This window comes from Streptomyces sp. CNZ287 (genome assembly GCF_007827615.1).
In genome coordinates, this window is the sequence record NZ_VISV01000023.1 from 1 (window position 1) to 25,569 (window position 25,569).

The window sequence follows — 25,569 nt, forward strand, 5'->3', positions numbered from 1 at the left end:
CCGCGCCGCCGAATGGACCCCCCGCATGGACGAAACCACCCGCGAACGCGAATACAAGGACTGGCTCAAAGCAGTCCAGCGCACCATGGGCTGGACGGAGGACACCCGGGGTCCGGGCCTGCGGTGACCTCGGCGCCGTGCCGAATGTGCGTGCTCCCGGCACTGGTGCGCGGCGCGTACTATCGGCCACGGCGGCACCCCCCTTCCTCCCGCCGGCCGTAGTTCGCGAGACGAGGGAGACCGAGCATGGCGCAGCCGGACGCCGCGACGGACGCCGACCGCACGGTCGGTGTCCGTCCGACCGCCTCGGCCCGGTGGACGTTCATCCGCACCGAGAGCGGCAGCGCCGCCTTCCTCGTCGCCGCCGCGGTCGCCGCCCTCGTCTGGGCCAACGTCGCCCCCGGCACGTACACCGGCTTCTGGCACACCCACCTCACCTTCGCGCTGGGCGACCACGCTCTCTCCCTCGATCTGCGGGAGTGGGTCAACAGCGGGCTGATGACCGTCTTCTTCCTGGTCATCGGCCTGGAGGTGCGGCGCGAGTTCGACATGGGGGAGCTGCGCGAGCTGAACCGGGTGACGCTGCCGTTCATGGCCGGGCTCGCCGGCATGGTGGTGCCGGTGCTCATCTTCCTGGCCTTCAACGCCGGTGACTCGGCGGCCTCCGGCTGGGGCGTGGCGATGTCCACGGACACCGCGTTCGCGCTGGGCATGCTGGCCCTGCTGGGGAAGCGGTTCCCGCGCCGCCTCTACACCTTCGTCCTCACCATCGCGGTCGTCGACGACTTCGTGGTCCTCGCCGTCATCGCCCTCGTCTACAGCGGCAACGTGCACTGGCCCCCGCTGCTGGTCGGCGCCGTCTTCTTCGCGGCGATCATCGGGCTGCGGTCGGCGGGCAGCCGCCGCGGCCCGGTCTACGCGGCGCTCGCCGTCGCGATGTGGCTGGCGTTCGAGGAATCCGGCGTCGATCCCGTCGTCGTCGGGCTGCTGATCGGGCTCATGACCTTCGCCTATCCGGCGCCGCGCAGCGAGCTGGAGCGGGCCACCGGGCTGTTCCGCTCGTTCCGCGAGCAGCCGACCCCCGAGCTGGAGCGGGAGGCGCGGATGGGCATCGCCTCGGCGATCTCCCCGAACGAGCGGCTGCTGCGGATGTACCACCCGTGGAGCAGCTACCTGGTCGTGCCGCTGTTCGCGCTGGCCAACACCGGTATCGAGCTGAACGGGTCCGTCCTGTCGAGTGCGGTCACCTCGCCGCTGACGCTCGGGGTGTTCCTCGCCTTCGTCGTCGGCAAGCCGCTCGGCGTCGTCGGGGCGACGGCGCTGACGACGTGGTGGAGCAAGGGCCGGCTGCGCCCGCCCGTCGGCTGGGCGTCGGTCGCGGGCGGCGGCGCCATCACCGGCATCGGCTTCACCATCGCGGTGCTGATCGCCACGATGGCGTTCAGCGGCAAGGAGCTGGAAGAGGCGAAGATCGGCATCCTCGCCGCGGTGCTCGGCTCCGTCCTCGTCACCGCGCTCGTCGCCCTGGTGGCCACCCGGCTGCCCAAGCAGCGGCGCATCCGGGCGCTCCTGGGCACCGCGCCCGTCATCGTCGACCTCGCCGTCCCCGTGGACGCCGATCGCGACCACATCCGCGGCCCGCGGGAGGCGCCCGTCACGGTCGTCGAGTACGGCGACTTCGAGTGCCCGTACTGCGGCAGGGCCGAGCCCGTCGTACGCGACCTCCTCGCCGATTTCGGCGACATCCGCTACGTCTGGCGCCACCTGCCGCTCACCGACGTGCACCCGCGTGCCCAGCTCGCCGCCGAGGCCGCGGAGGCGGCGGCGGAACAGGGCGCGTTCTGGCCCATGCACGACCGGCTGCTCGACCACCAGGACCGGCTGACGCCGCTCGACCTGGTGGCGCACGCGACGGAGCTGGGGCTCGACGCCGACCGGTTCAGCGAGGCGATGCGGGCACGCGACGGCGCGGCGCGGGTCGACGAGGACACGGAGTCCGCGGACCTCAGCGGGGTCGCGGGCACGCCGACGTTCTTCGTCAACGGGCGCCGCCACCGGGGCGCGTACGACATCGCCGGCCTTTCGGCCGCGGTACGGGCGGCGCGGGCGCGGGCGATGCTGGACGAGGAGGACGCGGAGGACGAGGAGTGACCGCCGGGCGCTGAGCGCGCGGGGGACCGGGGGCAGCGCGGCGCCGCGCCCCGCCGGTGCGCGGGGCACGGCGCGGGCGGGGCACGGAAGTGGGGGACCGGAGGCGGCGGGCGTCAGGTTCCGCCGCCCCCGGAGACTGCGGTGAGCAGCGCCAGCGGCGTGGCAGCCGCCCACGCCTGCGGGGAGCAGGCGTGGGGATACGGTACGGGTGCCGGGTGGTCGCTGCGTGCGTAACCGGCCAGCACCTCCGGCAGCCGCCAGCCGTGCGCCTCCGCGGTGGCCAGCAGTCCCCGGGCCAGCGTGCGGACCTCGGCGCCGAGTCCGTAGCGGGCGAGGCCGAGGGCGATGACGGCGTTGTCATGCGGCCAGCAGCTCCCGCGATGGTACGACAGCGGGTGGTACGGCCGTTGACAGGCCGCCAGCGTGCGCACGGCCCAGCCGGAGAAGAAGTCGCCGGCGAGCAGCCGCCGCCCGGTCCGCTCCCCGCGCTCCCGGTCCAGGATCCCGGACCACAGCAGGTGGCCGGCGTCCGAGGCGAGCGCGTCCACCTGCCGCCCGCGGCCGTCGAGCGCCAGCGCCGGGAAGTCCTGCGCGGGCAGCCAGAAGTCGCGGTGGAAGCGGTCGCGCAGCCCGGCGGCGAGGGCGTCGAGGCGGTCGGCGTAGGGGGCGTCGCCCCAGACGCCGCGGGCGAGCCGCGCGGTGCGGACGAGGGCGTCGTACGCGTAGCCCTGCGCCTCCGCGACGGCGACGGGCCCCTCGGCCTGGGTGCCGTCCGCGAAGCAGATCGCGCCCGCGGAGTCCTTCCAGTTCTGGTTCACCAGACCGCCGGGATCGGGCGTGTAGACCAGCCAGCCCCGCTCGGCCAGCCCGCCGTCGCCCAGCATCCACTCCACGGCGGCCCGCGCCTGCGGCTCCAGCCGCGCGGCGAGCGCGGTGTCCTGCGTGGCCTCGGCGTGCGCCTGGAGCAGGACGAGGAAGAGGGGGGTGACGTCCACGGAGCCGTAGTAACGCCCGTACGGCACCTGCCGGAAGGCGGCCAGCTCCCCGTGGCGCACCTCGTGCGCGATGCGGCCCGGCTGTTCCGCGGAGAAGGCGTCATGCCGGGTGCCCTGGGTGGCGGCGAGCGCGAGGAGGGTGTCGCGGGCGAGGGCGGGGCGGTAGGGGAGTGCGAAGAGGGAGGTCAGCACCGAGTCGCGGCCGAAGAGCGTGAGGAACCACGGAATCCCCGCGCCCGGCACCCGGAGCGGTTCGCCGCGGGGCCCGGCGGCGGGCACGCGCAGCAGCGCGAGGTCGGAGAGCCCGTGCGCGCAGGCGGTCCTGAGCGCGGCGCGCTCGGCGGGGGAGAGGAGGGCGGCGTCCGCTGCCGCCGGCGGGTGGGTGAACGCCTCGATCCCGGCGCGGTGTTCGGCGGCGGCCCGTGCCGGGGTCGCGACGTCCGCGACAGGGGGCGCGCCGTGCGGGCGGGCTTCGACGCGCAGCGCCAGTTCCGCGGCGCCGTGCGGCGGGAGGGTCAGCGTCCACCCGAGCCGCCGGGCGGTGCCGGCGCGGCGCCCGGGACGGTCCTCCGGCGTCACCTCGTCCGGCGGCGGGTCGCACGTCACCGTCGTACGGGACAGCCACCCTTCGCCGCGGCGGTACGTGAACTCCACGCCGTCCGGCCGCTCCCCGGCCTCCCGGGCCGCCTCCGGCGGGCGGGCGTACGCACGGCCGTCCGACCGCAGCTCGAACTGGTCCGCGAAGTCCGCGTCCACCAGCAGCTCCAGCCGGGCGGTCACCCGGTCCGGGCTGTTGCTGACCAGGCGGAGGCGTTCCAGCAGGAGACCCGAGGCGACGGCCTGTTCGCGGAAGACCGTGTACGGGGCCGGGGCGTCGCGGACGGCCGGCGGGGTGAGGACGCTCGCGGCCGGGAGGGAGCCGTCGCGGGCGGGGGTGAGGACCGCCGGTTCCGCGCCGTCGACCGTCAGCAGCCAGCGGCTCAGGTGCCGGGCGTCGTGGCGGAAGAGACCGTCCGGTGACGTGCCGCGGCGGCCCGTGACGCCGCCGCCCCGGGTGAGTGCCGCGAACGTACCGTCGCGCGCGAGCAGGACCCGTCCGTCGCTCATCGCGCGCCCGCCCCGGGCCACTCCCGGCCGGACGACGCCAGGTCGAGCGCCAGCGCCGCCGTCCAGCTGAAGCCCCGCGCGCCCCGGCCCGCGCCCGTCAGCGGGTCCACGTACTCCGCGAACCCCGACGCCGCCGCCCCGGAGAGCACCGCGCGCCGCAGCGCGTCCGCCGTTGCGGCGGCGCCGTGCCCGCGCAGGCCGCGCTCCAGCAGCCAGGCGGTGTTGAACCATGCCGGGCCGCGCCAGTACCGGGTGCGGTCGAACGCCCGGCCCTCCAGGTCGTACGACGCGACCAGCGGCAGTTCCCCGAGGCGGAAGTGCGGGCCCGCCAGGGTCTCCCGCAGCGTCCGCGCCACCGCGGGCGGCAGTCCCGGGGCGAGCAGCGGGGTGAGCCCGGCGACGCTGTACTCCCCGATGGCCCGGCCGGCCCGCAGGTCGCGGCTGCGGAAGATGCCCGCGTCCGGGTTCCACAGCCGGGCGACCAGCGCCTCCGTCAGCCGTGCGGCCCGCTCCCGGTGGCCGCCCGGGTCGGCGCCCAGTTCCGCCGCGATCTCCGCCATCGCCTCTTCGGAGGCGATCAGCAGCGCGTTCACGCACGGGTCCTCGACGGCGAAGCCGTGCCGCACCCCCGCGTCCGCGTAGCCCGCGTCGCGGTAGTCGGCGGCGAGCCGCACGTACCGCCCGTAGTCGAGGTCGGTCGGCCGGTCCGCCGGATCGCCGTGGTCGAGGTCCGCGCGGCGGAACGACGCCGCCGGGGCCGGCTCGATCCGGGCCAGCGGACCGTCCCAGCATGGGCTGTTGTCCATCCCGGACTCCCAGGGGTGGACGATCGCGGCCAGCCCGGCGCCGCCCAGGTCGCGGTCCTCGGTGAGGTAGCGGTGCCAGGCGAGCAGCCGCGGATACACGCGCGCCAGGAAGCCGCGGCGCGCCGAGGCCGCCGGGTCCGCCCGGTGCACCAGCAGGGCGGCGAGCGCGTGCACCGGGGGCTGCACGATGCCGGAGGTCTGGGTGCGCGCCGGGGCCCCGGCCCGGGCCCCCGCGCCCGGGCCGGCGACCCCGCCCCCGCCGCCGGCGGGGGAGCCCGCCGAGCGCCAGAATTCCGGGCCGGGGAAGTACGCGGCGTGCGGCACGGCCGGGTTGAAGACGATGTGCGGGATGCGGCCGTCGCCCCACTGGGCGCCCAGCAGCATCTCCAGCTCCCGCTGCGCCCGCCGCGGCGACAGGTGCCGCAGCCCGATCGCGACGAACGCCGAGTCCCAGCTCCACTGGTGCGGATAGAGCGTGCGCGACGGCACGGTGGAGGTTCCCGTCCAGTTGCCCAGCAGCACCGCCGCCGCGGCCCGCCACGGGTCGTCCGCGCGTACGGGCCCGGACGCCCCGGCGTCCGTCCCGTCGCCGGGCGCCGCCGTCAGCGCCGTCGCGCCCCGCTCCTCCGCGGGCGCCGCCGTCATGCGCCGGCCCTGCGGAGGAACCCGGGCACGGCGGCGACGGCCGCCGCCGGGTCGCCGGTCAGCCGGCACTCGGCGGCGAGCCAGCCGGTGTAGCCGGCGGCCCGGAGCGCGCCGAGCCAGGCGGGCCAGTCGAGATGGCCGGCGCCCGGCTGGAAGCGGTTGGAGTCGGAGACCTGCGCGTGCCCGATCCACGGCGCGTTGTCGAGGATCGCGGCGGCGGGGTCGGCCTCCTCGATGTTCATGTGATAGCTGTCGATGCCGATCCGCACGCTGTCCAGGCCGGCGGCGCGGATGAGTTCCGTGGCCTGTGCCAGCCGGTTGACCATGTGGTCCTCGTAGCGGTTCAGCGGCTCCAGGAAGAGCGTGACGCCCTCGCGGCGCGCGTGCTCGCCCAGTTCGGCCAGCCCGTCGAGGAGCACGGCGCGGTCGCCCGCCTCGTCGCGCGGCGGGGTGAAGGGCGGCAGCCGGCGGGAGAACATCCCGTACGACGCGGGGGTCTGTGCGCCGACGCCGCCGATCTCGGCGATCACCGAGAGCTGCGACTTCATCTGCGCCACCGCGTCGCGGCGCCGCCCGGCGTCGAAGTCACCGAAGAAGTGCAGCATCTCGACGCAGACGGTGGGCATGACGACGCCGTCGGCGAGCGCGCGCTTCAGCTCGGGCAGCCGGGCGGCGAAGCGCAGGTCGCCCTGGGCGCGCAGCTCGATGCCGTCGTAGCCGGCGGCCTGCGCGAACTCCCACTTCTGCTGGAGGGTGTCGCCGGGCAGCAGTTGTTCCTGGGCCGCGAGGGAGAACATGGCGGGGCGGTCGGCCTTTCTGCCGGGGGGTGTACGCGGGTGCGCGGAGCGGGGCGCGGGGTCGGGCACGGCGGTCTCAGAACTCCAGCACGACCTGGAGGGCGGCTTCGGGCCGCTCGTCGAGCAGGGTGTACGCCTCCGCCGCCTCCGCCGCCGGCACCACGTGGCTGACCAGCGGCAGCACTTCGACGCGGCCGTCGGCGACGAGCCGCAGGAACGTCTGCTGCAGCCGCTGCTGGTCCCAGCGCCCGGCCAGCTCCGGCGGGACGCCGCCGATCTGGGAGCAGACGAGCCGGACCCGGTTGTGGTGGAACTCGTCGCCGAGCCGCAGCCCGACCGCGTCGCCCTGGTAGAAGCCGGCGGCCACCACCCGGCCGTCGGCGACGACGGAGCGGACCGCCTCGTGCAGCGCCGCGTACGCGCCGCTGATCTCGATGGCGACGTCGGCGCCCCGCCCCCCTGTCGCCGCCCGGATCTCCTCGGCGACGGCGTCGGTGCGGGCGTTGAGCGTGCGGGCCGCGCCGTGCCCGGCGGCCCGCTCCAGCCGGGCGCCGAGGGCGTCCACGGCGGTCACGGTTCCGCCGTTGAGCGCGGCGAGCCGGGTGGCGAGCAGCCCGATGACGCCCTGCCCGAAGACCGCGACGTCCTCGCCCACATGGATGCCGGCGGCGAGGACCGCGTTGTATGCAATCGCTCCGACCCTGGCGAAGGACCCGGCGAGCGGGTCGAGCCCGGCGGGCAGCGTGTGCCCGGCCATCCGCTCGGCGGGGACGACGCCCTCGCTGCGGTGGCCCCAGATGCCCCAGACCAGGTCGCCCACCGCGGGCAGGCCGGGGGTGCCGGCCAGTTCGGGGGAGACCTCGGTGACCTCGCCGACCTCGGAGTAGCCCCAGCCGGCGACCGGATACGAAAGCCCCGCCGCGTCCTCGCGGAAGAGCCGGGCCTCCGGGTCCCAGGAGCGGGTCAGATACGGGTTCGTACCCCGGTAGGCGGTGAGTTCGGTACCGGCGGATATGCCGGAGTACCGGGTACGGACCCGCAGGTGGCCCGGCGGCAGCGGGGCGCTCTCGTGCTCGGCGACCTCGACCTGGCGGGGGGCGGTGAACTGGACGACGCGTTCCACGGTGGGTGCTCCGGGAGGGCTGATCGGGGGCACGGCTGTTAACGACTTGCGTCGAAGATATCTCAGACTTATGTCTTGTCAACATGAAAAAGTAGTGGTGTGATGCAGTCCGCCAACGCTTAAGTCGATCCAGGGAAGAGTCAAAGGATCAGAACATGCGCACGTGGACCCGGCGGTCGCGGATCTCGGCCCTGCTCGCAAGCACCCTCGCCATGGGTGTGCTCGCCGGCTGCGCCACCGGCACCTCCGGTCCGGGCACGCCCGACCGGAAGATCACCGTGTGGTCGGAGGAGAGTCTCACCGACCGCATCGCCAGCACCCAGAAGGTCATCGACCGCTTCGAGGACGAGACCGGCGTCGAGGTCGAGTTGGTCGGCGTGGACGAGAACCAGCTCCCGCAGCTCATCATGTCGGCCGCCGCCGCCGGCGACCTGCCCGACGTGATCGGCGCCGTGCCGCTCGGCCAGGCCTGGCAGATGTACAGCAACGAGCTGCTGAACACCCGCATCCCCGCCGAGGTCGTCGACCGGCTCGGCGAGGACACCTTCGACGCCAACGGGCTGCGCCTGACCGCCGACGGCGGCACCCGGCTCGGGGTGCCCTCCGACGCCTGGGTGCAGATCGTCGCGTACCGCCAGGACCTCTTCCGCGAGGCCGGTCTCGACGTCCCCGACGACTACGCGAGCCTGCTGAAGGCCGCCGAGACGCTGGACGTCAAGGGCCGCGACGGGATATCCGTCGCCACCGACCCCGCCGATGTCTTCACCCAGCAGAGCTTCGAGGACCTCGCCCTGGCCAACGGCTGCGACCTCGTCGACGGCGACGGCGGCATCGGCCTGGACTCCGAACGGTGCCGCACCGCCTTCGAGGCGTACGACTCCCTCGCCCGCCGGTACGGCCCGCCCGGGCTGCAGACCGTCGACACCACCCGGGCCACCTACTTCGCCGGCCAGTCCAGCATGATCATCTGGTCCTCGTTCCTCCTGGACGAGCTGGCAGGGCTGCGCAACGACGCCATGCCGAGCTGCGCCGAGTGCAAGGACGACCCCGGGTTCCTCGCCGCGAACAGCGGCATCGTCACCTCGCTCCAGGGCCCCGGCGGCACGGAGCCCGCCCAGTTCGGCGAGATCACCTCGTGGCTCGCCACCAAGACCGCCGAGACCGAGGCGTCCACCCGGTTCATCGAGTACATGATGGGCGCCGGCTATGAGGACTGGTTCGGCATGGCGCCCGAGGGCAAGATCCCGGTCCGTACCGGCACCCCCGGGCAGCCCGAGCGCTACCTCGACGCCTGGCGCGCCAGCGACATGGGCGTCGACACCAGGAAGTCCATGGAGGAGGTCTTCTCCCCGGAACTGCTCGACCAGCTCGTCGCCGGCGTCGGCGACATGAAGCGGTGGGGCATCGACCAGGGCGAGGGCGCGCTCGTCGGCGCCACCAACGGCGAACTGCCCGTCGCCAAGGCCGTCGGCGCGATGACCTCGGGACAGACGAGTCCCGGGGAGGCCGCGCGCGAGGCGTACGAAGAGGTCGACGCGCTGAAGACCTCCCTTGACTGACCGTCCCGCCCCTCTTCCCCCGAGGAACCCTCACCGAGGAAACCGCACATGACGACGATCGACAGCCGCCCCGCGGCGAACTCCGCGGATCCCCGCCCGCCCGCCGGCGGCCGGCCGCGCGCCCGCCGCCCCATGACCGCGAGCCGCCGCGAGAACCGCGCGGGACTGGCCTTCGTCAGCCCCACCTTCCTGGTGGTGCTGGTCGTCGTGATCGTCCCGATCCTCTGGACGGTCCTGCTGGCCTTCCAGGACGCCAAGCTCGTCGACATCCAGGGCATGGGGCTCTTCGGCAACTGGTCGCTGGAGAACTTCTCCGACGTCTTCGCCTCGGCCGGCTTCTGGTCCAGCCTCGGCACCACCCTCGTCTACACCGTCGGCGCCACCGCGGGATCCGTGCTGCTCGGCCTCGTCGCCGCCCTCGCGCTGCGCCGCCCGTTCCGCGGCCGCGGCCTGCTGCGCGGCTCGATGCTGCTGCCGTACGTCGCGCCCGTCGTCGCCGTCGCCTTCGTCTGGGAGGTGGCGCTGAGCCCCCAGTACGGCGTGGTCAACGAGTGGGGCAGGGACGCGTTCGGCTGGGACGACCCGATCGCCTTCCTCTCCACCCGGCAGTACGAGGTGAACCTGCTGGGCTGGCACGTCGACATACCCCTGGCCCTGCTCACCGTCATCGCCTTCGAGATATGGCGGTACTTCCCCTTCGCGTTCCTCTTCCTCCTCGCCCGGCTGCAGGCCGTGCCCGACACCCTGGAGGAGGCCGCCACCGTGGACGGCGCCACGGTCTCGCAGCGCTTCCGGCACGTCCTGCTGCCGCAGCTCATGCCCGTGATCGCGCTGCTGTGCGTGCTGCGCTTCATCATGACGTTCAACAAGTTCGACGACGTCTACCTGCTCACCGGCGGCGGCGCCGGCACCGACGTCGCCGCCGTGCGCGTCTACGACTTCCTCACCTCGCGCTTCGACGTAGGCGCCGCCGCGGCCCAGGCGCTCGTCCTGGCGGCCGTGCTGACGGTGCTGCTGGGCATCTACTTCACGTTCTTCGCCAAGCGGGTCCAGGAGGAGGCGTGATGACGCGCGCGCAGTTCGAGGACCGCCTCTTCGGCACCCTCCGCTGGGTGGTGATCGCGTTCCTGGCGCTGATCACGGTGGTCCCCTTCTACTACATGGTCGTGCTGTCGCTGAAGCCCGTCGACTCCCTGCTGGCCGACCCCGGGTCGATGTGGGTGTCGGCGAAGGAGCTGACGACCACGACGTACCGTGACGTGCTCAAGCCCACCGAGGACGGCGGCCAGGGCTTCCTGAAGCTGATGCTCAACTCGGCGCTGGTGTCGCTCGGCACCGTGGTGCTCACGCTCGCCGCCGCCGTGCCCGGTTCGTACGCCGTCAGCAGGCTGAGGTTCTTCGGCAGCCGGCAGGTCAGCGCGATGTTCCTGGCCGTCTACCTCTTCCCGGCTACGCTGCTCGCCGTCCCGCTCTTCGTGATGTTCGCGCGGATGGGCCTCTCCGGCAGCCTCGTGGGCCTGGCGATCGTGTACGTGGCGCAGACCGTGCCGGTCTCCATCTACATGCTGAAGAACTACCTCGTCACCATCCCGCCCTCCATCGAGGAGGCGGCCTCGCTCGACGGCTGCGGCAGGCTGCAGACGCTGCGCAAGGTGGTGCTGCCGCTGGCCGCGCCCTCGCTGATGGCCACCGGGCTGTACGTCTTCATGATCGCCTGGAACGAGTTCCTCTTCGCCCTCCTCTTCCTCGCCGCCGAGCCGGAGAGCTGGACCGTCTCGCTCGGCCTGGCGCAGCTCTCCAACGGCATCGAGGTCTCCAAGACCGTGCTCATGGCCGGTTCCGTGGTCCTCACCATCCCCGTGGTATTGCTGTTCTTCGCCGCGGAACGGCTCCTCACCGAGGGCCTGACCAGCGGCGCGGACAAGAGCTGAGCGAGGGACGAGGCATGCGCAACCAGGCGAGCGCGGGGCAGTTGCTCCAGCTCATCCGCACCGGCGAGGCCACCACCCGGGCCGCGCTGCAGGAGGCCACAGGACTGTCCCGCTCCACCGTCGCCGGCCGGCTCGACGCGCTCCAGGCCGCCGGCTGGCTGCGCGGTGCCGCCGGCGTCTCGACCGGCGGCCGGCCCTCCGTGCAACTGGAGTTCGACACCGGGCACGCCGTCGTGCTCGCCGCCGACCTGCAGACCCGGCACGGCCGCGCCGCCGTCCTCGACCTCGCCGGCCGGCCGCTCGCCGAGCGCACCGGCGAACTGCGCGTCGGCGACGGGCCCGAGCCGGTCCTGGACGAACTGGGGCGCTGGTTCGGCCCGCTGCTCGCCGAGGCCGGGCGGGGCGCGGACGAGGTGTGCGGCATCGGCATCTCGGTGCCGGGCCCGGTGGACTTCGACACCGGGGTCGTCGTGCAGCCGCCGATCATGCCCGGCTGGGACGGCTACCCGATCCAGGACCACATGCGCCGGTCCTTCGCCAAGCACGCGGAGGGCCCCGAGGACGTGCCGGTGCTCGTGGACAACGACGCCAACCTCCTGGCGTACGCGGAGCAGCGCGCCGGGTACGCCGACTGCGCGGCCTTCGTGCTCGTCAAGGTCTCCACCGGCATCGGCGCGGGCGTCGTCGTCGACGGCCGCATCTACCGGGGCATCGACGGCGGCGCGGGCGACATCGGGCACGTACGGCTGCACGACGGGATGGACGCCCTCTGCGCCTGCGGCTCGTACGGCTGCCTCGCCGCCGTCGCCAGCGGGCGGGCCCTGGCCGGCCGGCTCACCGAGCTGGGCGTGCCCGCCACCTCCGGCTCCGACGTGCGCGACCTGCTGGCCGCCGGGCAGCCGGACGCGGTGCGGCTCGCGCGCGAGGCCGGGATGCGGGCGGGCGAGGTGCTGGCCACGGTCGTCACGCTGCTCAACCCCGGCGTGCTCATGATCGTCGGCGACCTCGCCGGCACGCCCTTCCTCACCGGCGTACGGGAGTTGCTGTACCAGCGCGCGATGCCGCGCACCACCGCGCACCTCCAGGTCGTCACGCCGGGGCTGGGCGACGCCGCGGGGCTCGCGGGCGCGGGGGCGCTGGTGGTGGAGCACCTGTACGCGCCGGGACGCGCGGACGAACGGCTGGCGGCCCGCGGCGGAAGCGGGGCGCGGTGACGGCCGGTGCCACGGCTCCGGCGCCGCCGGTACGGGTCGGGCTCGCCGGCGCCGGGCCCTGGGCCCGCGCCATGCACGCCCGGATGCTCGCCGCCGGGCCCGAGACCGAGCTGACCGCCGTCTGGGCCCGCCGCCCCGAGGCCGCCGCCGAGGCCGCCGCGCCGTACGGCGCGGCGGTCGCAGGATCCTTCGCCGAACTGCTCGACGGCTGCGAGGCCGTCGCCTTCGCCGTACCGCCGGCCGTCCAGGCCGAACTGGCCGTACGCGCCGCGGCGGCGGGCAGGGCGCTGCTGCTGGAGAAGCCGCTCGGCCCCGACCTCGGCGCCGCCCGCGCCGTCGCCGCCGCGGTCGCCGAGCACGGCGTCGTCTCGCAGCTCGTCCTCACCAAGCGGTACCACCCCGCCACCCGCGACTTCCTGCGCCGCGCCGCCGCCGCGGACGTCACCGGCGCCCGCTCCTGCTACCTCCACGGCGCCTTCCTCGGCGGCGAGTTCGCCACCGCCTGGCGCCTTGAGCACGGCGCCCTGCTCGACCTCGGCCCGCACCTGCTGGACCTCCTCGACGCCGCCGTCGGCCCCGTCGCCGCCGTCCGCGGCACCGGCGACCCGCGCCGCTGGATCGAGCTGACCTGCGAGCACGAGAACGGCGCCGTCAGCCAGGCGTCGCTGTCCGGCAGCGTCCGGCTGCCCGCCGCCCGCACCCGCGTCGAGCTGCTCGGCCCGGGGGACGAACTCGTCTACGACACGGCGGGGCTCGACCACGAGGAGTGCTGGCCCGTGCTGCGCCGCGAGTTCGCCGCCGCCGTCCGGGCCGGCCGCCCCGGCGGCCTCGACGCCCGCCGCGGGCTGCTCCTCCAGGAGCTGCTGCACCAGGCCCTGCCCGGCTGAAACCGGGCGGTCCCGCGGCGGCCGGCTCGCTTTGGGGACCGGTCCCCGGGCCGCGCGGGACACTGGTGGGGCACGTACCGTCACGAGCTCCGGAGGCCGGCGATGACCCTGCGAGAGAGCCTGGCGCGCGGCGCCGCGCCGTCGCCTCCCGGCACCCTGCACGCCCGCAGCGTCGCCGGCGGCATCCGGGTGCCGCCCGGCGCCGAGCGGGTCGTGCGCTTCGGGCGCGACAAGGACGAGGTCGACCTGTGCGTCGGCGAGGACGATCTGCGCGTCAGCCGCCGGCACGGCGAGCTGTCGTACCAGCGCAGCACCTGGTGGCTGAGGAACACCGGGCAGCAGCTCGTCCGGCTGCCCCGCGGCCGGCTCATGCACCTGAGCACCGAGCCGATACCCCTCGCTCCCGGCTACACACCGCTGTTCGTCAAGGGCTCGGGGCACCGCGAGCACCTCGTCGAGCTGTACGTCACCGACGCCGGCGAGGACGGCCGGGTGCCGCGGCACCGGGCCGAGACGCTGCCGCCCAAGCGCTGGACGCTCTCCCGGGAGGAGCGGCTGGTGCTCGTCGTGCTCGGGCAGCAGTACCTGCAGTACGAGTCGGATCCGCGCCCGCTGTCGTACCGGCAGGCTGCTGAGCTGCTGGCCTTCCTGCCCGGCGCGGAGGGGATCACCAAGCGCGTCATCGAGCACCGCGTCGAGGACGTCCGCCGCCGGCTGGCGCGCGGCGGCTTCCCGTACCAGGTGACCCGGGGCGACGACGGCGGCGGCCCGAGCGACAGCGTCCTGAAGCACAACCTGCTGCGCGGACTGGTGGAATCGACGACCCTGGTGCCGCCCGATCTCGAACTCCTGGACGACTATCTCTCGAGCTGAGCGCCCTTTTCGCCGCATCCGCGCCGCCGACGCGGGGAAGTCGTGAAGACCTCGTGCCCGCGCCGCGCGCAGCCGATAAGTTTCGCCCTGCAGACGGGCGAAAGGAGTCGCGGTGCGCGTGGGTCAGCTTGTCGGCGACCGCTACCGGCTCGAAGAGCTGATCGGTGACGAGGGGCGCGGCGAGGTGTGGTTCGCCGCGGACGAGCAACTGGGCCGCCGGGTCGTGCTCAAACGCGGCGGCGCCATCGGCGAGCGCCCCCGGCTGCTCGGCGTGGCCCGGGCCCAGGCGAAGGCCACCCACCCGCACGTGGTCACGCTCTACGGCGTGGAGTTCATCGAGTCGGGCCCGGACGCCGGCTGCTGGCTGGTGATGGAGCACGTCACCGGCGGCAGCCTGGAGAAGCAGCCCAGGATGGCACCCGAGAAGGCGGCGCGGATAGGGGCGCAGATCGCGTCGGCGCTCGCGGCCCTGCACGCCAACGGCGTCGTGCACTGCGACGTCAAGCCCGCCAACGTCGTCATCACCGACGACGGCACGCCCAAGCTCACGGACTTCGACTCCGCCCAGCGCACCGGCAGCAACGAGACCATCTCGCCGGACCGCCCGCTCAGTTACACCCCCGACTACGCCGCCCCCGAGGTCGTCAACGGCTCGCCCGTACCCCGCTCGGACGTGTACTCCCTCGCCGCGATGCTCTACAAGGTGGTCACCGGCGTCCCCCACGACGAGGACGACGGCGAGGAGGACGAGTCCACCCTGCGCGAGTGGAAGGTCAGCCAGGGCGTGCTGCGCCGCGAGCGCGACACCGGTCCGCTCGCCGGTGCGCTCGAAGCGATGCTCCGCCGCCGGGCCGACCGGCGGCCCGACGCGACCGGGGCCCGCCGGCTGCTGCAGGAGGCGGCCGGGCAGCGCAGCTGGGCGCGCCGGTTCGGCTTCCCCGGCGCCCCGCCTCGGCACCCGCGGGCGACCGCGGCGGCCGGCACCGCGCTAGTGACGGCGGCGGCGGTGGCCGGCGCCTGGTTCTGGTGGCTCTCCGCCGACGGCGACGACGAGCCGGGCGGCACGCCGGGGGGCGAGAAGCCGCGCGCCGGATCGGTCATCGGCGACCAGCGCACCATGGACCCGTGCGCGCTGACCGATCCCGGCGAGTTCGACCGGTTCGGCACGTACGTGGAGCGCGACCGCGACTACGGCAACTTCGACCGCTGCGACGTGCTGGTCTACCCGCAGGGCGAGGACGGCGAACACATCGACGTCCAGGTCGAGTTCGACTCCGGGCCCGCGCCCGAGTCGCCGGCCCCGGTGCGTACCTTCGGCGGCATCGGCATCATCGAGGAGCCGCAGCAGGGCGACGAGTGCGCGCGGGCGCTCGTCCTGCCGGACGAGGCGGACCGCGACGTCAGCATCTGGATCTACGTCGACGGCGGGGCCGCCCGGGACTACGGCGGCGTCGAGACCCTCTGCGACATGGCCGACATCGCCGCCAGGACCGCCAGCGAGACGCTGGGCAAGGCCCGCGCCGAGAAGCGCGCCGTGCCGCGCCGCGACCCGCCGGCGCCGGACGTGTCGCTGCTCTGGCTCGACGCCTGCCGGCTCCTCGACGCCCGCGCGCTGGAGATCGTCCCCGGCGTCGACGCCGGCGACCCCGACGTGGGCTTCGGCAACTGGGACTGCGACTGGTACAGCACCACGCGCGACATAGAGGTCCAGTTGCGCTACGACCGCGACCAGCCCCTCAGCGGCGAGGACGGCAGGGTGACCCGGCTGGCGGGCCGCGACACGGTCGTCTCCCCGGGGTACGACGGCGAGGACACCTGCACCGTACGGGTCGAGTACCGCGAGTACCCCGACGAGAACGGCCAGAAGGCCGTCGAACTGCTCTACCTCACCCTCGACGGCGACGACGAGTCGCCGGACGAGCTGTGCGCGATGGCCACCCGGCTCGCCGAGACGGCCGCGGGAGAGCTGCCGAGGATCTGAGCCGGCACGGCCCGGGCGGTACGCGCAGGCCCGTGACCGGCGGCGGGGAGGGGTCCCCGGGGGCAGGGAGCACCGTGGGGCGGTCGGCAGCAGCCGGCCGCGGCCGAGGGGACCTGCGATGGACCGTATCCGAGGACGCCGGGGATGAGCGGGCGCGACAGCCTGGCCCGCGGCGTGACGCCCGGTCAGCCGGGCACGCTGCACGCGCGTTCGGCCACCGACGGCATAGAGGTGGCGCCCCTGCCCGGGCTGACCGTCCGGTTCGGGCGCGGTCCCGGGGACGAGGGCGCCGGCGGGGACGTCGAGTTGCACGTCGGGGGGCGCGACCAGGGCGTGAGCCGGCGGCACGGCGAGCTGACATGTCTGGAGGGCGGCTGGACGCTGCGCAACACCGGGCAGCAGGCGCTGCGGCTGCCGCGCGGCCGGCTGCTGCCGCCGGGCTCGGACCGGTTGCCGCTGACCGCGGGGTACACGCCGGTGTTCGTCAAGGGCTCCGGCTTCCGGGAACACCTCGTGGAGCTGTACGTGGTCCGCCCGGAACCGGTGCGTCCGGGGGATCTCGCAGGCGCGCCGCCGCCGGCGGCGTGGGCGCTGTCGGAGGACGAGCGGCTGGTGCTGGTGGTGCTGGGGCAGCGGTATCTGCGCCACGAGCCGGACCCGCACCCGCTGCCGTACCGGCAGACGGCGGAGGTGATGGCGTTCCTGCGGCCGGGGGAGCGGTGGGACGCGGCGGAGGTCGCCCGCCGGGTGGAGGACGTACGCCGCCGGATGCCGCCCGCGGCGGGGCGGTCGGCGGTACCGGACGAGGAGCCGCCGGAGCCGCGGGGCTGCACGCCGGACCACCGGCTGCTGACGGATCTGGTGGCGGCGACGGCGCTGGTACCGCCGGACCTGGGGCTGCTCGACGCCGCGGGGGGCTGAGGCGATCCGCCGCCGCGGGCCTCCCCGCGGCTTGTCCGCCGGGTCCCGAGGCGTAACCCGGCTGCCCTCGAAGCCGCCGCCGTACGGCCCTTCGGGGATCACCGCGGGGTCGCGCGGCGTTCATCTTGCGGCCCGACCCTCGGCAGAGCCGCCGCGTCAGGACACGGCACCCGGCACGACTGGGAGGGCGTCATGGGCCACGGACTCCGCCACCGCGACCGCCACCGGCCGGGCGCACAGCCCGCCGCCCGAACCGCGACCCGCCCGCGCGCATGAGCGGCGCCTACGTCCTCGGCGCCGACCCCGGACTGACCGAGCTGCGCCACGCGGATCACCTGCTGCACGCGCTCGCCGGCGAACTGCGGCTGCCGCGCACCGCGTACGGCTGCACCCACCTCGTCGCGGGCGAGCGGCCCCGTATCGCCGTCTCCCTGGCCCTCGCCGGCGCCACCGACGCGGCCGCCGCCTGGCGCTGGCTCACCGCGCGCGGCCACGCCGTCGCAGGGCTGCCCGGCGGCACCCGCCACGGCCCCGGCGAGGCCGCCGCGGCGGCGGCCCGCGCCGCCGCCGAGCACGCCTCGCGCAGCGTCGGGCGCGCGGTGCTGTACCCGGGGGCGGACGCGCTGACCGGGACCATGACGGTCGGGGAACTGCTGGGCGCCTCGGCGATCGAGCAGGTCGTGCTCCTCGGCGCGCCGCACGGGCCGCCGTGGGAGGCCCGGATGGTCACCCGCGGGCACGTGCGCCCGCAGTGGCTCGACGGGCGGCTGGTGCTCGCGGTGATCCCGGCGGCGGCGGAGACGCTGATCCCGTTCGAGGCACCGGCGCCGACGCCGTGCTGCACGGGCCGCTGACGCCCCGGGACCGTACGGGCCGCCCGGCGCGACGCGCCGCCCCCTCCGGTCCGCCGGTCCGTGGCAGCGGGCGGCGGGAGACCGGCCCCCGCCGCCCGGCCCGTCACTCGTCGGCGAAGATCCTGACCACGATCTCGCCGTCCGCGGTGGCGTAACCCCGGTACATGCCCGAGGTGTTGAAGGTGAACGCGAGGTTCTTGCGGGAGTCCAGCGCGATCACCCCGCCGGTGTCGTCGCCGCCCAGCGCCTCCGTCCTGTCGATCGCCGCCCCGGCCGCCCTGGACACCGACCGGCCCAGGTACTCGACCTGCGCCGAGATGGTGTGCGTCACGGCCTCGCGGATGAACAGCTCGCCGGTGCCGGTCGCGGACGCCGCGATGTTGCCGTTCTTCGCGTACGTGCCCGCGCCGACGATCGGCGAGTCGCCGACGCGGCCGACGGGCTTGTTCGTGAGCCCGCCCGTCGACGTGCCGGCGGCCAGGTCGCCATTGCCGTCGATGCCGACGGCGCCGACCGTGCCGGTCTCGCCGAAGTCGAAGTCCGACTCGCCCTTCTTGGCGGCCATCAGGGACTCCCAGCGCCGCTCGGTGAAGAAGTAGTCCTGGGTCACCAGGTCCATGCCGCGGTGCTGCGCGAAGCGTTCCGCGCCCTCGCCGCTCATCAGCACGTGCCGGGAGTTCTCCATCATCTCCCGCGCCAGCGAGATCGGGTTCTTGATGTGGGTCACCCCGGTGACCGCGCCGGTGTCGAGGGTGGCGCCGTCCATGATCGCGGCGTCCAGCTCGTTCTCCGCGTCGGTGGTGAACACCGCGCCCTTTCCGGCGTTGAACAGCGGCGAGTCCTCCAGCACGTTGATCGCAGCCTCGACGGCCGCGACGCTGGACTCGCCGTCCGCCAGCGCCCGTTGCCCGGTGCGGACGGCCTCGGAGAGCTTGGCGCGGTACTCCCGCTCCAGCTCGGGGGTCATGTCCTCGCGCCTGAGCGTGCCGGCGCCGCCGTGGATGGCGAAGACGACGTCGCGCGCCGTCTCGCTGGTGTTGGGGTCGCCCGGCTCCTTCTGGTCCTGGGCGGTGCGGGTACCGGCCGCGGCGGCCGGTGCCCGGTCGGCCGCCGCGCCCTGCTGTGGCGCGGCGGCCGCCCCGAGGGCGGTGACCGGGGTGATCACGACCGCCGCGGCAAGCAGCGCGGTGCGCGCGAGCGTCGATGTCCTGCGAAACATGAGCCGCTCCTCTCGCTGGTGCACACTCCTGGCGGCCGGGCACACCGCCCGGCCGCCGGGGGCGATCATGGCGCCGTACGGGCCGGCTGCCAAGGCGTCGTACACCACCGATCGGGCGGGGCGGACCTGTCAGCGGCGGGTGACGACGACGGCGTTCGCGGTGACGATCACGGCGATGGCCGCCCACTCGTACGGGCCCAGCCGCTGCCCGAGCACGGCCGTGCCGACGAGCGCCGCCAGCACCGGGTTGACACTCATGAACGTGCCGAACAGCCGGGCCGGGACGCGGCGCAGCGTGAGCAGGTCCGAGAGGAACGGGACGGCGGAGGAGAGCACGCCTGCGGTGACGGCGTAGCCGAGGGCCGCGGGGGTCGGCGGGCGGTGGGCCAGGACGATCGCGCCCACGGGGACGTACGCGAGGCCGGAGACGGCCGCTGCCGCCGCCGGCCCCTGGACGCCGGGCAGCCGGCGGCCGACGGTGCGGCCCAGCAGGATGTAGCAGGCCCAGCAGACGGCGGCGAGCAGGGCGAGCGCGATGCCCGCGTAGTCGGCGGCGGGGCGCGGGCGGGTGAGGACGGCGACGGCCGCGCCCGCGGCCAGCGCGCACGCCAGGTCGGTGCGGCGGCGGGTGGCGGCGAGCGCCACGGCCAGCGGGCCGAGGAACTCCAGCGTCACCGCGAGGCCGAGCCCGATCCGGCCGATCGCGGTGTACAGCGAGAGGTTCATGACCGCGAACACGGCGGCGAGACCCAGCACCGGCCACCACTGCGCGCGCGTGAACGTACGCATCCGGGGCCGGCCCACCGCCAGGAGCACGGCACCGGCCACCCACTGCCGGACGGCGACCACCCCGGCCGGGCCGACGACGGGGAACGCCAGCGCGGCGACGGCGGCGCCGGTCTGGTTCGACAGCCCGCTGCCGAGCATCATCGCGACGCCCGCCGCACGTCCCGCGGTCCTGGCGTCCTCCCGCGGGCCGGTGTGCGGGAGGACGGCGGCGGGCTGCGGTTCTGCGGTGGTCATGGCACGGAGCATGCGCGCCCGGTTCGTATGCGCAAAATGCATGCGCGGCGCGTTCTATACGCTGAAGTCATGGATCTGGAGCTACGCCACCTGCGCTGCCTTGTCGCCATCGTGGACACCGGCAGCTTCACCGACGCCGCCATCGATCTCGGTGTTTCCCAGGCCGCGGTCTCCCGCACCCTGCTGGCGCTGGAGCGGATCCTCGGCGTCCGGCTGCTCCACCGCACCAGCCGGAGCGTCACCCCGACCACCGCGGGCGTCCAGGTGCTCGCCCGCGCGCGACACCTGCTCGCCGAGGCGGACGACCTCGTCGGCGAGGCCACCACCGGCCACACCCGGCTGCGCATCGGGCACGCCTGGTCGGCGGCGGGGCGGCACACCGCGGAGTTCCAGCGCCGCTGGGCCGGCCGGCACCCGGACGTGGAGCTGCACCTGATCCGTACCAACTCGGCCACCGGCGGTCTCGCGGAAGGGCTCTGCGACCTGGCCATCGTGCGGACCGGTGTCGACGAGCGGCGCTACGCCCACGCCGTCGTCGGCCACGAGCGCCGCTACTGCGCGATGGCCGCCGACGACCCCTTCGCCCGCCGCCGCAGCCTGCTGCTCGCCGACATCCGCGACCGCACCGTCCTGGTGGACCGCCGCACCGGCACCACCACCGCCGAGATGTGGCCGGAGGCGGACCGGCCGGCGGTGGAGCACACCCGGGACGTCGACGACTGGCTCGCGGACATCGCCACCGGCCGCCGCGTCGGCCTCACCCCGGAGAGCACCGTGGCGCAGTACCGCCGCGACGGCATCGTCTACCGGCCCGTACGCGACGCGCCGCCGGTCGCCGTCCGGTTCGTCTGGCGCCGCCACGACCCGCACCCGGCCACGCACGCCGCGGTCGCGCTCCTTCAGGACCTCTACCGCGAGCACGAGGCGCGCCGGGGCAGCAAGGCCCGCCGGGCGCGGGGGCGTTGACACCGGTGGGGTGAGCGCGGAGACGCGGCGGGTGGGCCGATGTGAACACTCGTGCGCCAGGCGCACGCGGCACCTCGTGCCGGGAACCACGCCGGAGCCGCCCGCCCCCGGGAGGTGCAGCAGCCGTGGCCGCCGGACCACCCCTGGCGCAGCGCCGGACATCCGGCGAGATCTCCGCCGCCCAGCGCGCCACCGCCGTCCGGGACGCCCAGGTGCCCGCGCTCGCCCAGGTGTTCCGCGTGGTGCGCTGGGACCTGCCGGGGCACGGCCGGTCCCCGGCCGGGCTGCTCGCGGCCGGCGGCACCGTGGCGCACCTCGCCCGCCTCGTCCCCGACCTGGTGGACGCCCTCGGCGAGCTGCCCCGCACCGGCCGCCTCGCGCCCGTCGAGCGTCCCGAGCCCGTACTGGCCGCCCTGCTCGCCCACTTCGCGCCCGCCGCGTACGACCAGGGCAACTGGTACGGCCCCGGCTGAACCCGGCGCCGGGCCACCCGTCCCCGGCCGCGACCGCTGTCGTACAGGCGACATGTCGCAAGCCCGGCACGGCAGAGATCGTGACAGCCGGCCCGTCATGACCGAAAGCTTTCCCCGTGCATCTACGACGAGTAAAGCTGCCGGCGCTCGCCACCGCGGGCGCGCTCCTGGTCACGCTGGCGCCATCCGCGACCCACGCAGCCGCCTCACCCGGCGGCGTGACGGTCGCGGACCGGGCGGCCGGCCCCTCGCTCAGCTCCGTCACGCTCGTCACCGGCGACCGCGTGCGGCTCGAGCGCTTCCCCGACGGCCGGCAGGCCGCCACCGTGACGCCACGCGACGGCGCCGAAGGAGGCGGCGGCTTCGAGCAGCTCGAAATCGACGGCGACCTGCACGTCATCCCCACCGACGCGGTCCCCTACGTCGGCTCGGGGGCCGTGGACCGCGACCTGTTCAACATCACGGAACTGGTCGAGCAGGGCTACGGCGACGGGCGCAGCAAGCGGATCCCGCTCATCGTGTCGTACGCGAAGGGCGCCCGCAGCGCCGACGCCGCGGAGCTGCCGGGGGTGAGGACCGGCCCCGCGCTGCCCAGCCTGAACGCCCGCGCCGTCGAGGCCGGGAAGGACAGGGCCGACCGCCTCTGGGAGGCCGTCGACGACGACCGCGGGAACGCCCGGACGGCAGCCGGGCCGAAGCTCGCCGGCGGCATCGAGCGCATCTGGCTGGACCGCAAGGTCAGCGCCTCGCTCGACCGCAGCGTGGCGCAGATCGGCGCGCCCGGGGTGTGGCAGGGCGGCCACGACGGCAAGGGCGTCAAGGTCGCCGTGCTGGACACCGGCGTCGACGCGGAACACCCGGACCTGGCCGGCAAGATCGACGAAGCCCGCAACTTCTCCGACAGCCCCACCACCGGCGACGCCTTCGGCCACGGCACGCACGTCGCGGCCACCGTCGCCGGCAGCGGCGCCGGCTCCGGCGGCTCCCGCAAGGGCGTCGCGCCCGGCGCCCGGCTGCTGGTCGGCAAGGTGCTCGGCGACGACGGCTTCGGCTCCGAGTCCCAGGTGCTCGCCGGCATGGAGTGGGCCGCGGGCGCCGGGGCCGACGTGGTCAACATGAGCCTCGGCACCGACGGGGCCACCGACGGCACCGACGCGCTGAGCCTCGGCCTCAACCGGCTGACCGCCCAGACCGGCACCCTCTTCGTCGCCTCGGCCGGCAACAACGGCCCGAGCTCGGCCACCGTCGGCTCGCCCGGCGCCGCCGACGCCGCGCTCACCGTGGGCGCCGTCGACCGCGACGAGTCGCTGGCCGGCTTCTCCAGCCGCGGCCCGCGCGTCGGCGACCTCGCCGTGAAGCCCGACATCACCGCGCCCGGCGTGGACATCGTCGCCGCCCGCGCGGCCGGCACCGCCATGGGCACGCCCGTGGACGACCTCTACACGGCCGCCTCCGGCACCTCCATGGCCGCGCCGCACGTCGCCGGCGCCGCGGCGCTGATCGCGCAGCGCCACCCCGACTGGACCGCGCAGCAGCTCAAGGACGCGCTGGTCAGCACCGCGCAGCGGCACGACGACCTGACGGTCTACGAACAGGGCGGCGGGCGCGTGGACGCCGCCCGCGCCGACGCGCAGCAGGTGTACGCCACCGGCACCCTCGGCTTCGGCGGTGTCGACGAGGGCGGCGAGCCGGTGCGGCGCGAGGTCACGTACACCAACGCCTCCGACGCGCCCGTGACGCTCGGACTCGCCGCTTCGCTGCGGGCCGCGAACGGCGAGCCGGTCCCGGCCGACGCCGTGGGGCTGCCGGACGGCGACACCGTCGAGATCGCCGCGGGCGGCACCGCGACCGTCCCGGTCACCCTCGACCCGGCGGGGCTGCGCCCCGGCCGCTACGGCGGGTACGTCACCGCCATCGCCGGCGACACCGTCGTGCACACCACGATCGGCGCCGTCCGCGAGGCACCCACGCGCACCGTCACGCTGCGCGGCATCGACCGCTCCGGGCAGCCCGCCTTCGTCAACCCCGTCACGCTCTTCGGCGAGGACGACCGCTACGACGTCGTCACGTATATCGCGAACGGCAGGACGCTCACCGTCGAGGTGCCGGAGGGTGAGTACTTCCTGCACGCGGTGGTCTCCGACAAGATCCCGGGTGGCGGCGTCGACAGCCTCATCGTCGACCCGCAGCTCAAGGTCGACGGCGACCTGGACGTCGTGCTCGACGCCCGCAAGGCCAACGAGGTGAAGATCGAGACGCCGAAGCCGGCGGTGCAGGAAGCCGTCATGAGCTTCTACAGCCACCGCGAGTTCGGCAACCGCAGCATCTCCCACGGGCACATGGAGTTCAGCGTCGACGGCCGCAAGCTGTACGTGACGCCGACCGCCAGGGCCCGCGAAGGGGTCTTCGAGGTCTCCTCCCGCTGGCAGTTGGAGGCCCCGATGCTCACGGGCACCGTCCGCGGGCCCGGGACGCAGGGCCGCGCCGGCATCGAGGCCGTACGCCTGATGGGCCGCTCCCCGGCCCTGGACGGCACCCGGCGGCTTCCCCTGGTCGACGCCGGCGCGGGCACGGAGGCGGACTTCGCCGCCCTCGCCGACGACGGCGCCGACCTCGCCCGCTCGGCCGTCCTGGTCGACGGCGAGAGCCCGCAGGACGAGAACGCGGTCCGCCGCGCCGCGGCCGCCGGGGCGAAGTACGTCATCGTCGTCTGCCCGGAGGACTCGCCCGGCTGGAGCGTGTGGCGGCCCGGCGGCGAACGGCTGCCCGCGGTCGGTGCGATGGTCAGGTACGACGTCGGCGAGCGGCTGCGCGCGGCGTCGGCCGGTGGCCCGGCGACCGTCGAGCTGCGCGGCACGCCCGCCAGCCCGTACATGTACGACGTGATGCAGGTGGCGAAGCAGCAGGTGCCCGAGCAGGTGGTGCACCGGGTGAACAGCTCGAACACCGCCACCGTTGAGACCAGTTACGGCGACTCCGGCGGCAACCCGTGGACCAAGGAGCAGCGCTTCGGCTGGCGGCCGTGGATGGGGACGGCCATCAACCAGTACCAGCGGCACGTGCCCACCCCGCACGAGCGCACCGAGTACGTGAGCGCCGGCGACACCCTCTGGCGCCACAACGTCCACCACCGCTACACCTTCGACACCTTCAACCCGCTGGCCGGCGGCATGATCCAGGAGGCCCGCAGCTACCGGGCGGGCGAGCGGGTCGAGGAGAGCTGGTTCGCGCCGGTGGTACGGCCCGCGATCCCGCGCGGCGTGGAGGGGCTGACCTCGTACCGCGAGGGCGACCAGCTCACCATCCGCATCCCGGAGTTCGCCGACTCGCAGAAGGGCCACTACAGCCGCCTGGACGGCGGCGACTGGGACGGTACCCCGGCGGACAAGTCGTCGGCGGCGCTCTACCGCGACGGCGAGAAGCTGGCCGAGGGCCGCACGGCCTGGGGCGCGTTCCCCGCGGGCGGCACCGGCGGGAAGGGCACGTACCGCCTCGACCTCGCGGTGGACAGGACCACCCCGGAGTGGCGCACGGGCGTGAGCACGCGCACCAGCTGGTCGTTCGCGGCCGACCGCCCCGCGGCGGGTGAGCAGGACCTGCTGCCGCTGCTGCAGCTGGACTACGACGTGGCGACCGACGCGCGGGGCGCGGCGCCCGGCGGGCGGCTGGTGCCGCTCGGCATCACGGCGCGGCACCAGGACGGGCTCGACGGGCGGCGCATCAAGGGGATGGAGGTCTCCACCTCCTTCGACGACGGCGCCACCTGGAAGGACGCCGTGGCGATTCCCTGGTGGGACGGCAGCTACCAGGTCTTGCTGCGGCACCCCGCGGTGGGTGACGACGGCGGCTTCGTCTCGCTGCGCGTGAAGGCGTGGGACGACGCGGGCAACAGCGTCGAGCAGACGGTGAAGCGGGCCTACGCGCTGAAGTGACACCCTCCGTCACCGGTGCGGCCGGAGCGATCCGGCCGCACCGGTGCGGGTGCGCGCCGTGCCGGGACGTCCCCCGCCGGGGCGTCCGCCGCGTCCGGGCACACGTGCTCCG

Annotated in this window: 19 protein-coding genes; 13 read left to right on the forward strand and 6 right to left on the reverse strand. The window is 74.9% G+C overall.

Annotated features, from left to right (window positions below):
• Positions 1–246: 246 nt before the first annotated feature.
• Entirely contained in the window at positions 247–2,151 is a 1,905-nt protein-coding gene (gene nhaA, locus FB457_RS30625; protein WP_145783986.1) for a Na+/H+ antiporter NhaA, read from the forward strand.
• Between the two features lie 113 nt (positions 2,152–2,264).
• On the opposite strand, the gene FB457_RS30630 is transcribed toward nhaA, so the two are convergent.
• The 4 genes from FB457_RS30630 to FB457_RS30645 form a co-directional block, all read right to left on the reverse strand.
• Positions 2,265–4,253, reverse strand: coding sequence for a glycogen debranching N-terminal domain-containing protein (locus FB457_RS30630; protein ID WP_145783988.1), 1,989 nt, complete (start codon positions 4,251–4,253; stop codon positions 2,265–2,267).
• On the reverse strand, positions 4,250–5,704 hold the full coding sequence (locus FB457_RS30635; protein ID WP_047019201.1) for an MGH1-like glycoside hydrolase domain-containing protein: 1,455 nt from the start codon (positions 5,702–5,704) through the stop codon (positions 4,250–4,252). The genes FB457_RS30630 and FB457_RS30635 overlap by 4 nt, the downstream gene beginning before the upstream one ends.
• A complete protein-coding gene (locus FB457_RS30640) occupies positions 5,701–6,501 on the reverse strand; it encodes a sugar phosphate isomerase/epimerase family protein (protein ID WP_125938300.1) in 801 nt (266 codons plus the stop codon). Before FB457_RS30640 ends, FB457_RS30635 begins: the two co-directional genes overlap by 4 nt.
• 76 nt (positions 6,502–6,577) lie before the next feature.
• Complete coding sequence (locus tag FB457_RS30645; protein WP_145783990.1) at positions 6,578–7,624, reverse strand: zinc-binding dehydrogenase; 1,047 nt, start codon at positions 7,622–7,624, stop codon at positions 6,578–6,580.
• A gap of 155 nt (positions 7,625–7,779) precedes the next feature.
• Here FB457_RS30645 and FB457_RS30650 point away from each other — a divergent pair, with 155 nt between their 5' ends.
• The 9 genes from FB457_RS30650 (at position 7,780) to FB457_RS30690 (ending at position 17,844) form a co-directional block, all read left to right on the forward strand.
• Positions 7,780–9,183 (forward strand): ABC transporter substrate-binding protein, encoded by a 1,404-nt coding sequence (locus FB457_RS30650; protein WP_047019204.1) that lies wholly within the window; start codon positions 7,780–7,782, stop codon positions 9,181–9,183.
• A gap of 48 nt (positions 9,184–9,231) precedes the next feature.
• Positions 9,232–10,248, forward strand: coding sequence for a carbohydrate ABC transporter permease (locus FB457_RS30655; protein ID WP_047019205.1), 1,017 nt, complete (start codon positions 9,232–9,234; stop codon positions 10,246–10,248).
• A complete protein-coding gene (locus FB457_RS30660; protein WP_047019206.1) occupies positions 10,248–11,114 on the forward strand; it encodes a carbohydrate ABC transporter permease in 867 nt (288 codons plus the stop codon). Before FB457_RS30655 ends, FB457_RS30660 begins: the two co-directional genes overlap by 1 nt.
• Before the next feature lie 14 nt (positions 11,115–11,128).
• On the forward strand, positions 11,129–12,328 hold the full coding sequence (locus tag FB457_RS30665) for an ROK family transcriptional regulator (RefSeq protein ID WP_047019207.1): 1,200 nt from the start codon (positions 11,129–11,131) through the stop codon (positions 12,326–12,328).
• Positions 12,325–13,215, forward strand: a complete 891-nt coding sequence (locus FB457_RS30670; RefSeq protein ID WP_047019208.1) for a Gfo/Idh/MocA family oxidoreductase — start codon at positions 12,325–12,327, stop codon at positions 13,213–13,215. Before FB457_RS30665 ends, FB457_RS30670 begins: the two co-directional genes overlap by 4 nt.
• Positions 13,216–13,317: 102 nt before the next feature.
• Positions 13,318–14,088, forward strand: coding sequence for an FHA domain-containing protein (locus FB457_RS30675; RefSeq protein ID WP_047019209.1), 771 nt, complete (start codon positions 13,318–13,320; stop codon positions 14,086–14,088).
• 118 nt (positions 14,089–14,206) lie between these two features.
• Positions 14,207–16,069, forward strand: coding sequence for a protein kinase domain-containing protein (locus FB457_RS30680; protein WP_486589196.1), 1,863 nt, complete (start codon positions 14,207–14,209; stop codon positions 16,067–16,069).
• Positions 16,070–16,213: 144 nt separating this feature from the next.
• Entirely contained in the window at positions 16,214–16,990 is a 777-nt protein-coding gene (locus tag FB457_RS30685; RefSeq protein ID WP_047019211.1) for an FHA domain-containing protein, read from the forward strand.
• A gap of 272 nt (positions 16,991–17,262) precedes the next feature.
• The gene (locus FB457_RS30690; RefSeq protein ID WP_047019212.1) at positions 17,263–17,844 is read left to right on the forward strand and encodes a hypothetical protein; all 582 of its coding nucleotides are present in this window, start codon (positions 17,263–17,265) and stop codon (positions 17,842–17,844) included.
• Between the two features lie 103 nt (positions 17,845–17,947).
• Here the strand turns inward: FB457_RS30690 and FB457_RS30695 are convergent, their stop codons facing one another.
• Positions 17,948–19,063 carry an isoaspartyl peptidase/L-asparaginase family protein gene (locus FB457_RS30695; RefSeq protein WP_047019213.1) on the reverse strand — a complete coding sequence of 372 codons (1,116 nt, stop codon included), beginning with the start codon at positions 19,061–19,063 and terminating at the stop codon, positions 17,948–17,950.
• 129 nt (positions 19,064–19,192) lie between these two features.
• Positions 19,193–20,098, reverse strand: coding sequence for an EamA family transporter (locus tag FB457_RS30700; protein WP_047019214.1), 906 nt, complete (start codon positions 20,096–20,098; stop codon positions 19,193–19,195).
• 57 nt (positions 20,099–20,155) lie between these two features.
• On the opposite strand from FB457_RS30700, the gene FB457_RS30705 reads away from it, so the two are divergent.
• From FB457_RS30705 to FB457_RS30715, 3 genes are all read left to right on the forward strand, one after another.
• The gene (locus tag FB457_RS30705) at positions 20,156–21,052 is read left to right on the forward strand and encodes a LysR family transcriptional regulator (RefSeq protein WP_047019215.1); all 897 of its coding nucleotides are present in this window, start codon (positions 20,156–20,158) and stop codon (positions 21,050–21,052) included.
• A 125-nt stretch (positions 21,053–21,177) separates the two neighbouring features.
• Positions 21,178–21,525 (forward strand): hypothetical protein, encoded by a 348-nt coding sequence (locus tag FB457_RS30710; RefSeq protein ID WP_047019216.1) that lies wholly within the window; start codon positions 21,178–21,180, stop codon positions 21,523–21,525.
• Positions 21,526–21,641: 116 nt separating this feature from the next.
• Positions 21,642–25,457 (forward strand): S8 family serine peptidase, encoded by a 3,816-nt coding sequence (locus FB457_RS30715; RefSeq protein ID WP_145783995.1) that lies wholly within the window; start codon positions 21,642–21,644, stop codon positions 25,455–25,457.
• Positions 25,458–25,569 lie beyond the last annotated feature (112 nt).

Excerpts from the sequence above, each read along its gene's own strand:
- nhaA (WP_145783986.1), top strand. The coding sequence starts at position 247 with ATGGCGCAGCCGGACGCCGCGACGGACGCCGACCGCACGGTCGGTGTC.
- FB457_RS30630 (WP_145783988.1), bottom strand. The coding sequence starts at position 4,253 with ATGAGCGACGGACGGGTCCTGCTCGCGCGCGACGGTACGTTCGCGGCA.
- FB457_RS30635 (WP_047019201.1), bottom strand. The coding sequence starts at position 5,704 with ATGACGGCGGCGCCCGCGGAGGAGCGGGGCGCGACGGCGCTGACGGCG.
- FB457_RS30640 (WP_125938300.1), bottom strand. The coding sequence starts at position 6,501 with ATGTTCTCCCTCGCGGCCCAGGAACAACTGCTGCCCGGCGACACCCTC.
- FB457_RS30650 (WP_047019204.1), top strand. The coding sequence starts at position 7,780 with ATGCGCACGTGGACCCGGCGGTCGCGGATCTCGGCCCTGCTCGCAAGC.
- FB457_RS30655 (WP_047019205.1), top strand. The coding sequence starts at position 9,232 with ATGACGACGATCGACAGCCGCCCCGCGGCGAACTCCGCGGATCCCCGC.
- FB457_RS30660 (WP_047019206.1), top strand. The coding sequence starts at position 10,248 with ATGACGCGCGCGCAGTTCGAGGACCGCCTCTTCGGCACCCTCCGCTGG.
- FB457_RS30665 (WP_047019207.1), top strand. The coding sequence starts at position 11,129 with ATGCGCAACCAGGCGAGCGCGGGGCAGTTGCTCCAGCTCATCCGCACC.
- FB457_RS30675 (WP_047019209.1), top strand. The coding sequence starts at position 13,318 with ATGACCCTGCGAGAGAGCCTGGCGCGCGGCGCCGCGCCGTCGCCTCCC.
- FB457_RS30685 (WP_047019211.1), top strand. The coding sequence starts at position 16,214 with ATGAGCGGGCGCGACAGCCTGGCCCGCGGCGTGACGCCCGGTCAGCCG.
- FB457_RS30690 (WP_047019212.1), top strand. The coding sequence starts at position 17,263 with ATGAGCGGCGCCTACGTCCTCGGCGCCGACCCCGGACTGACCGAGCTG.
- FB457_RS30695 (WP_047019213.1), bottom strand. The coding sequence starts at position 19,063 with ATGTTTCGCAGGACATCGACGCTCGCGCGCACCGCGCTGCTTGCCGCG.
- FB457_RS30700 (WP_047019214.1), bottom strand. The coding sequence starts at position 20,098 with ATGCTCCGTGCCATGACCACCGCAGAACCGCAGCCCGCCGCCGTCCTC.
- FB457_RS30705 (WP_047019215.1), top strand. The coding sequence starts at position 20,156 with ATGGATCTGGAGCTACGCCACCTGCGCTGCCTTGTCGCCATCGTGGAC.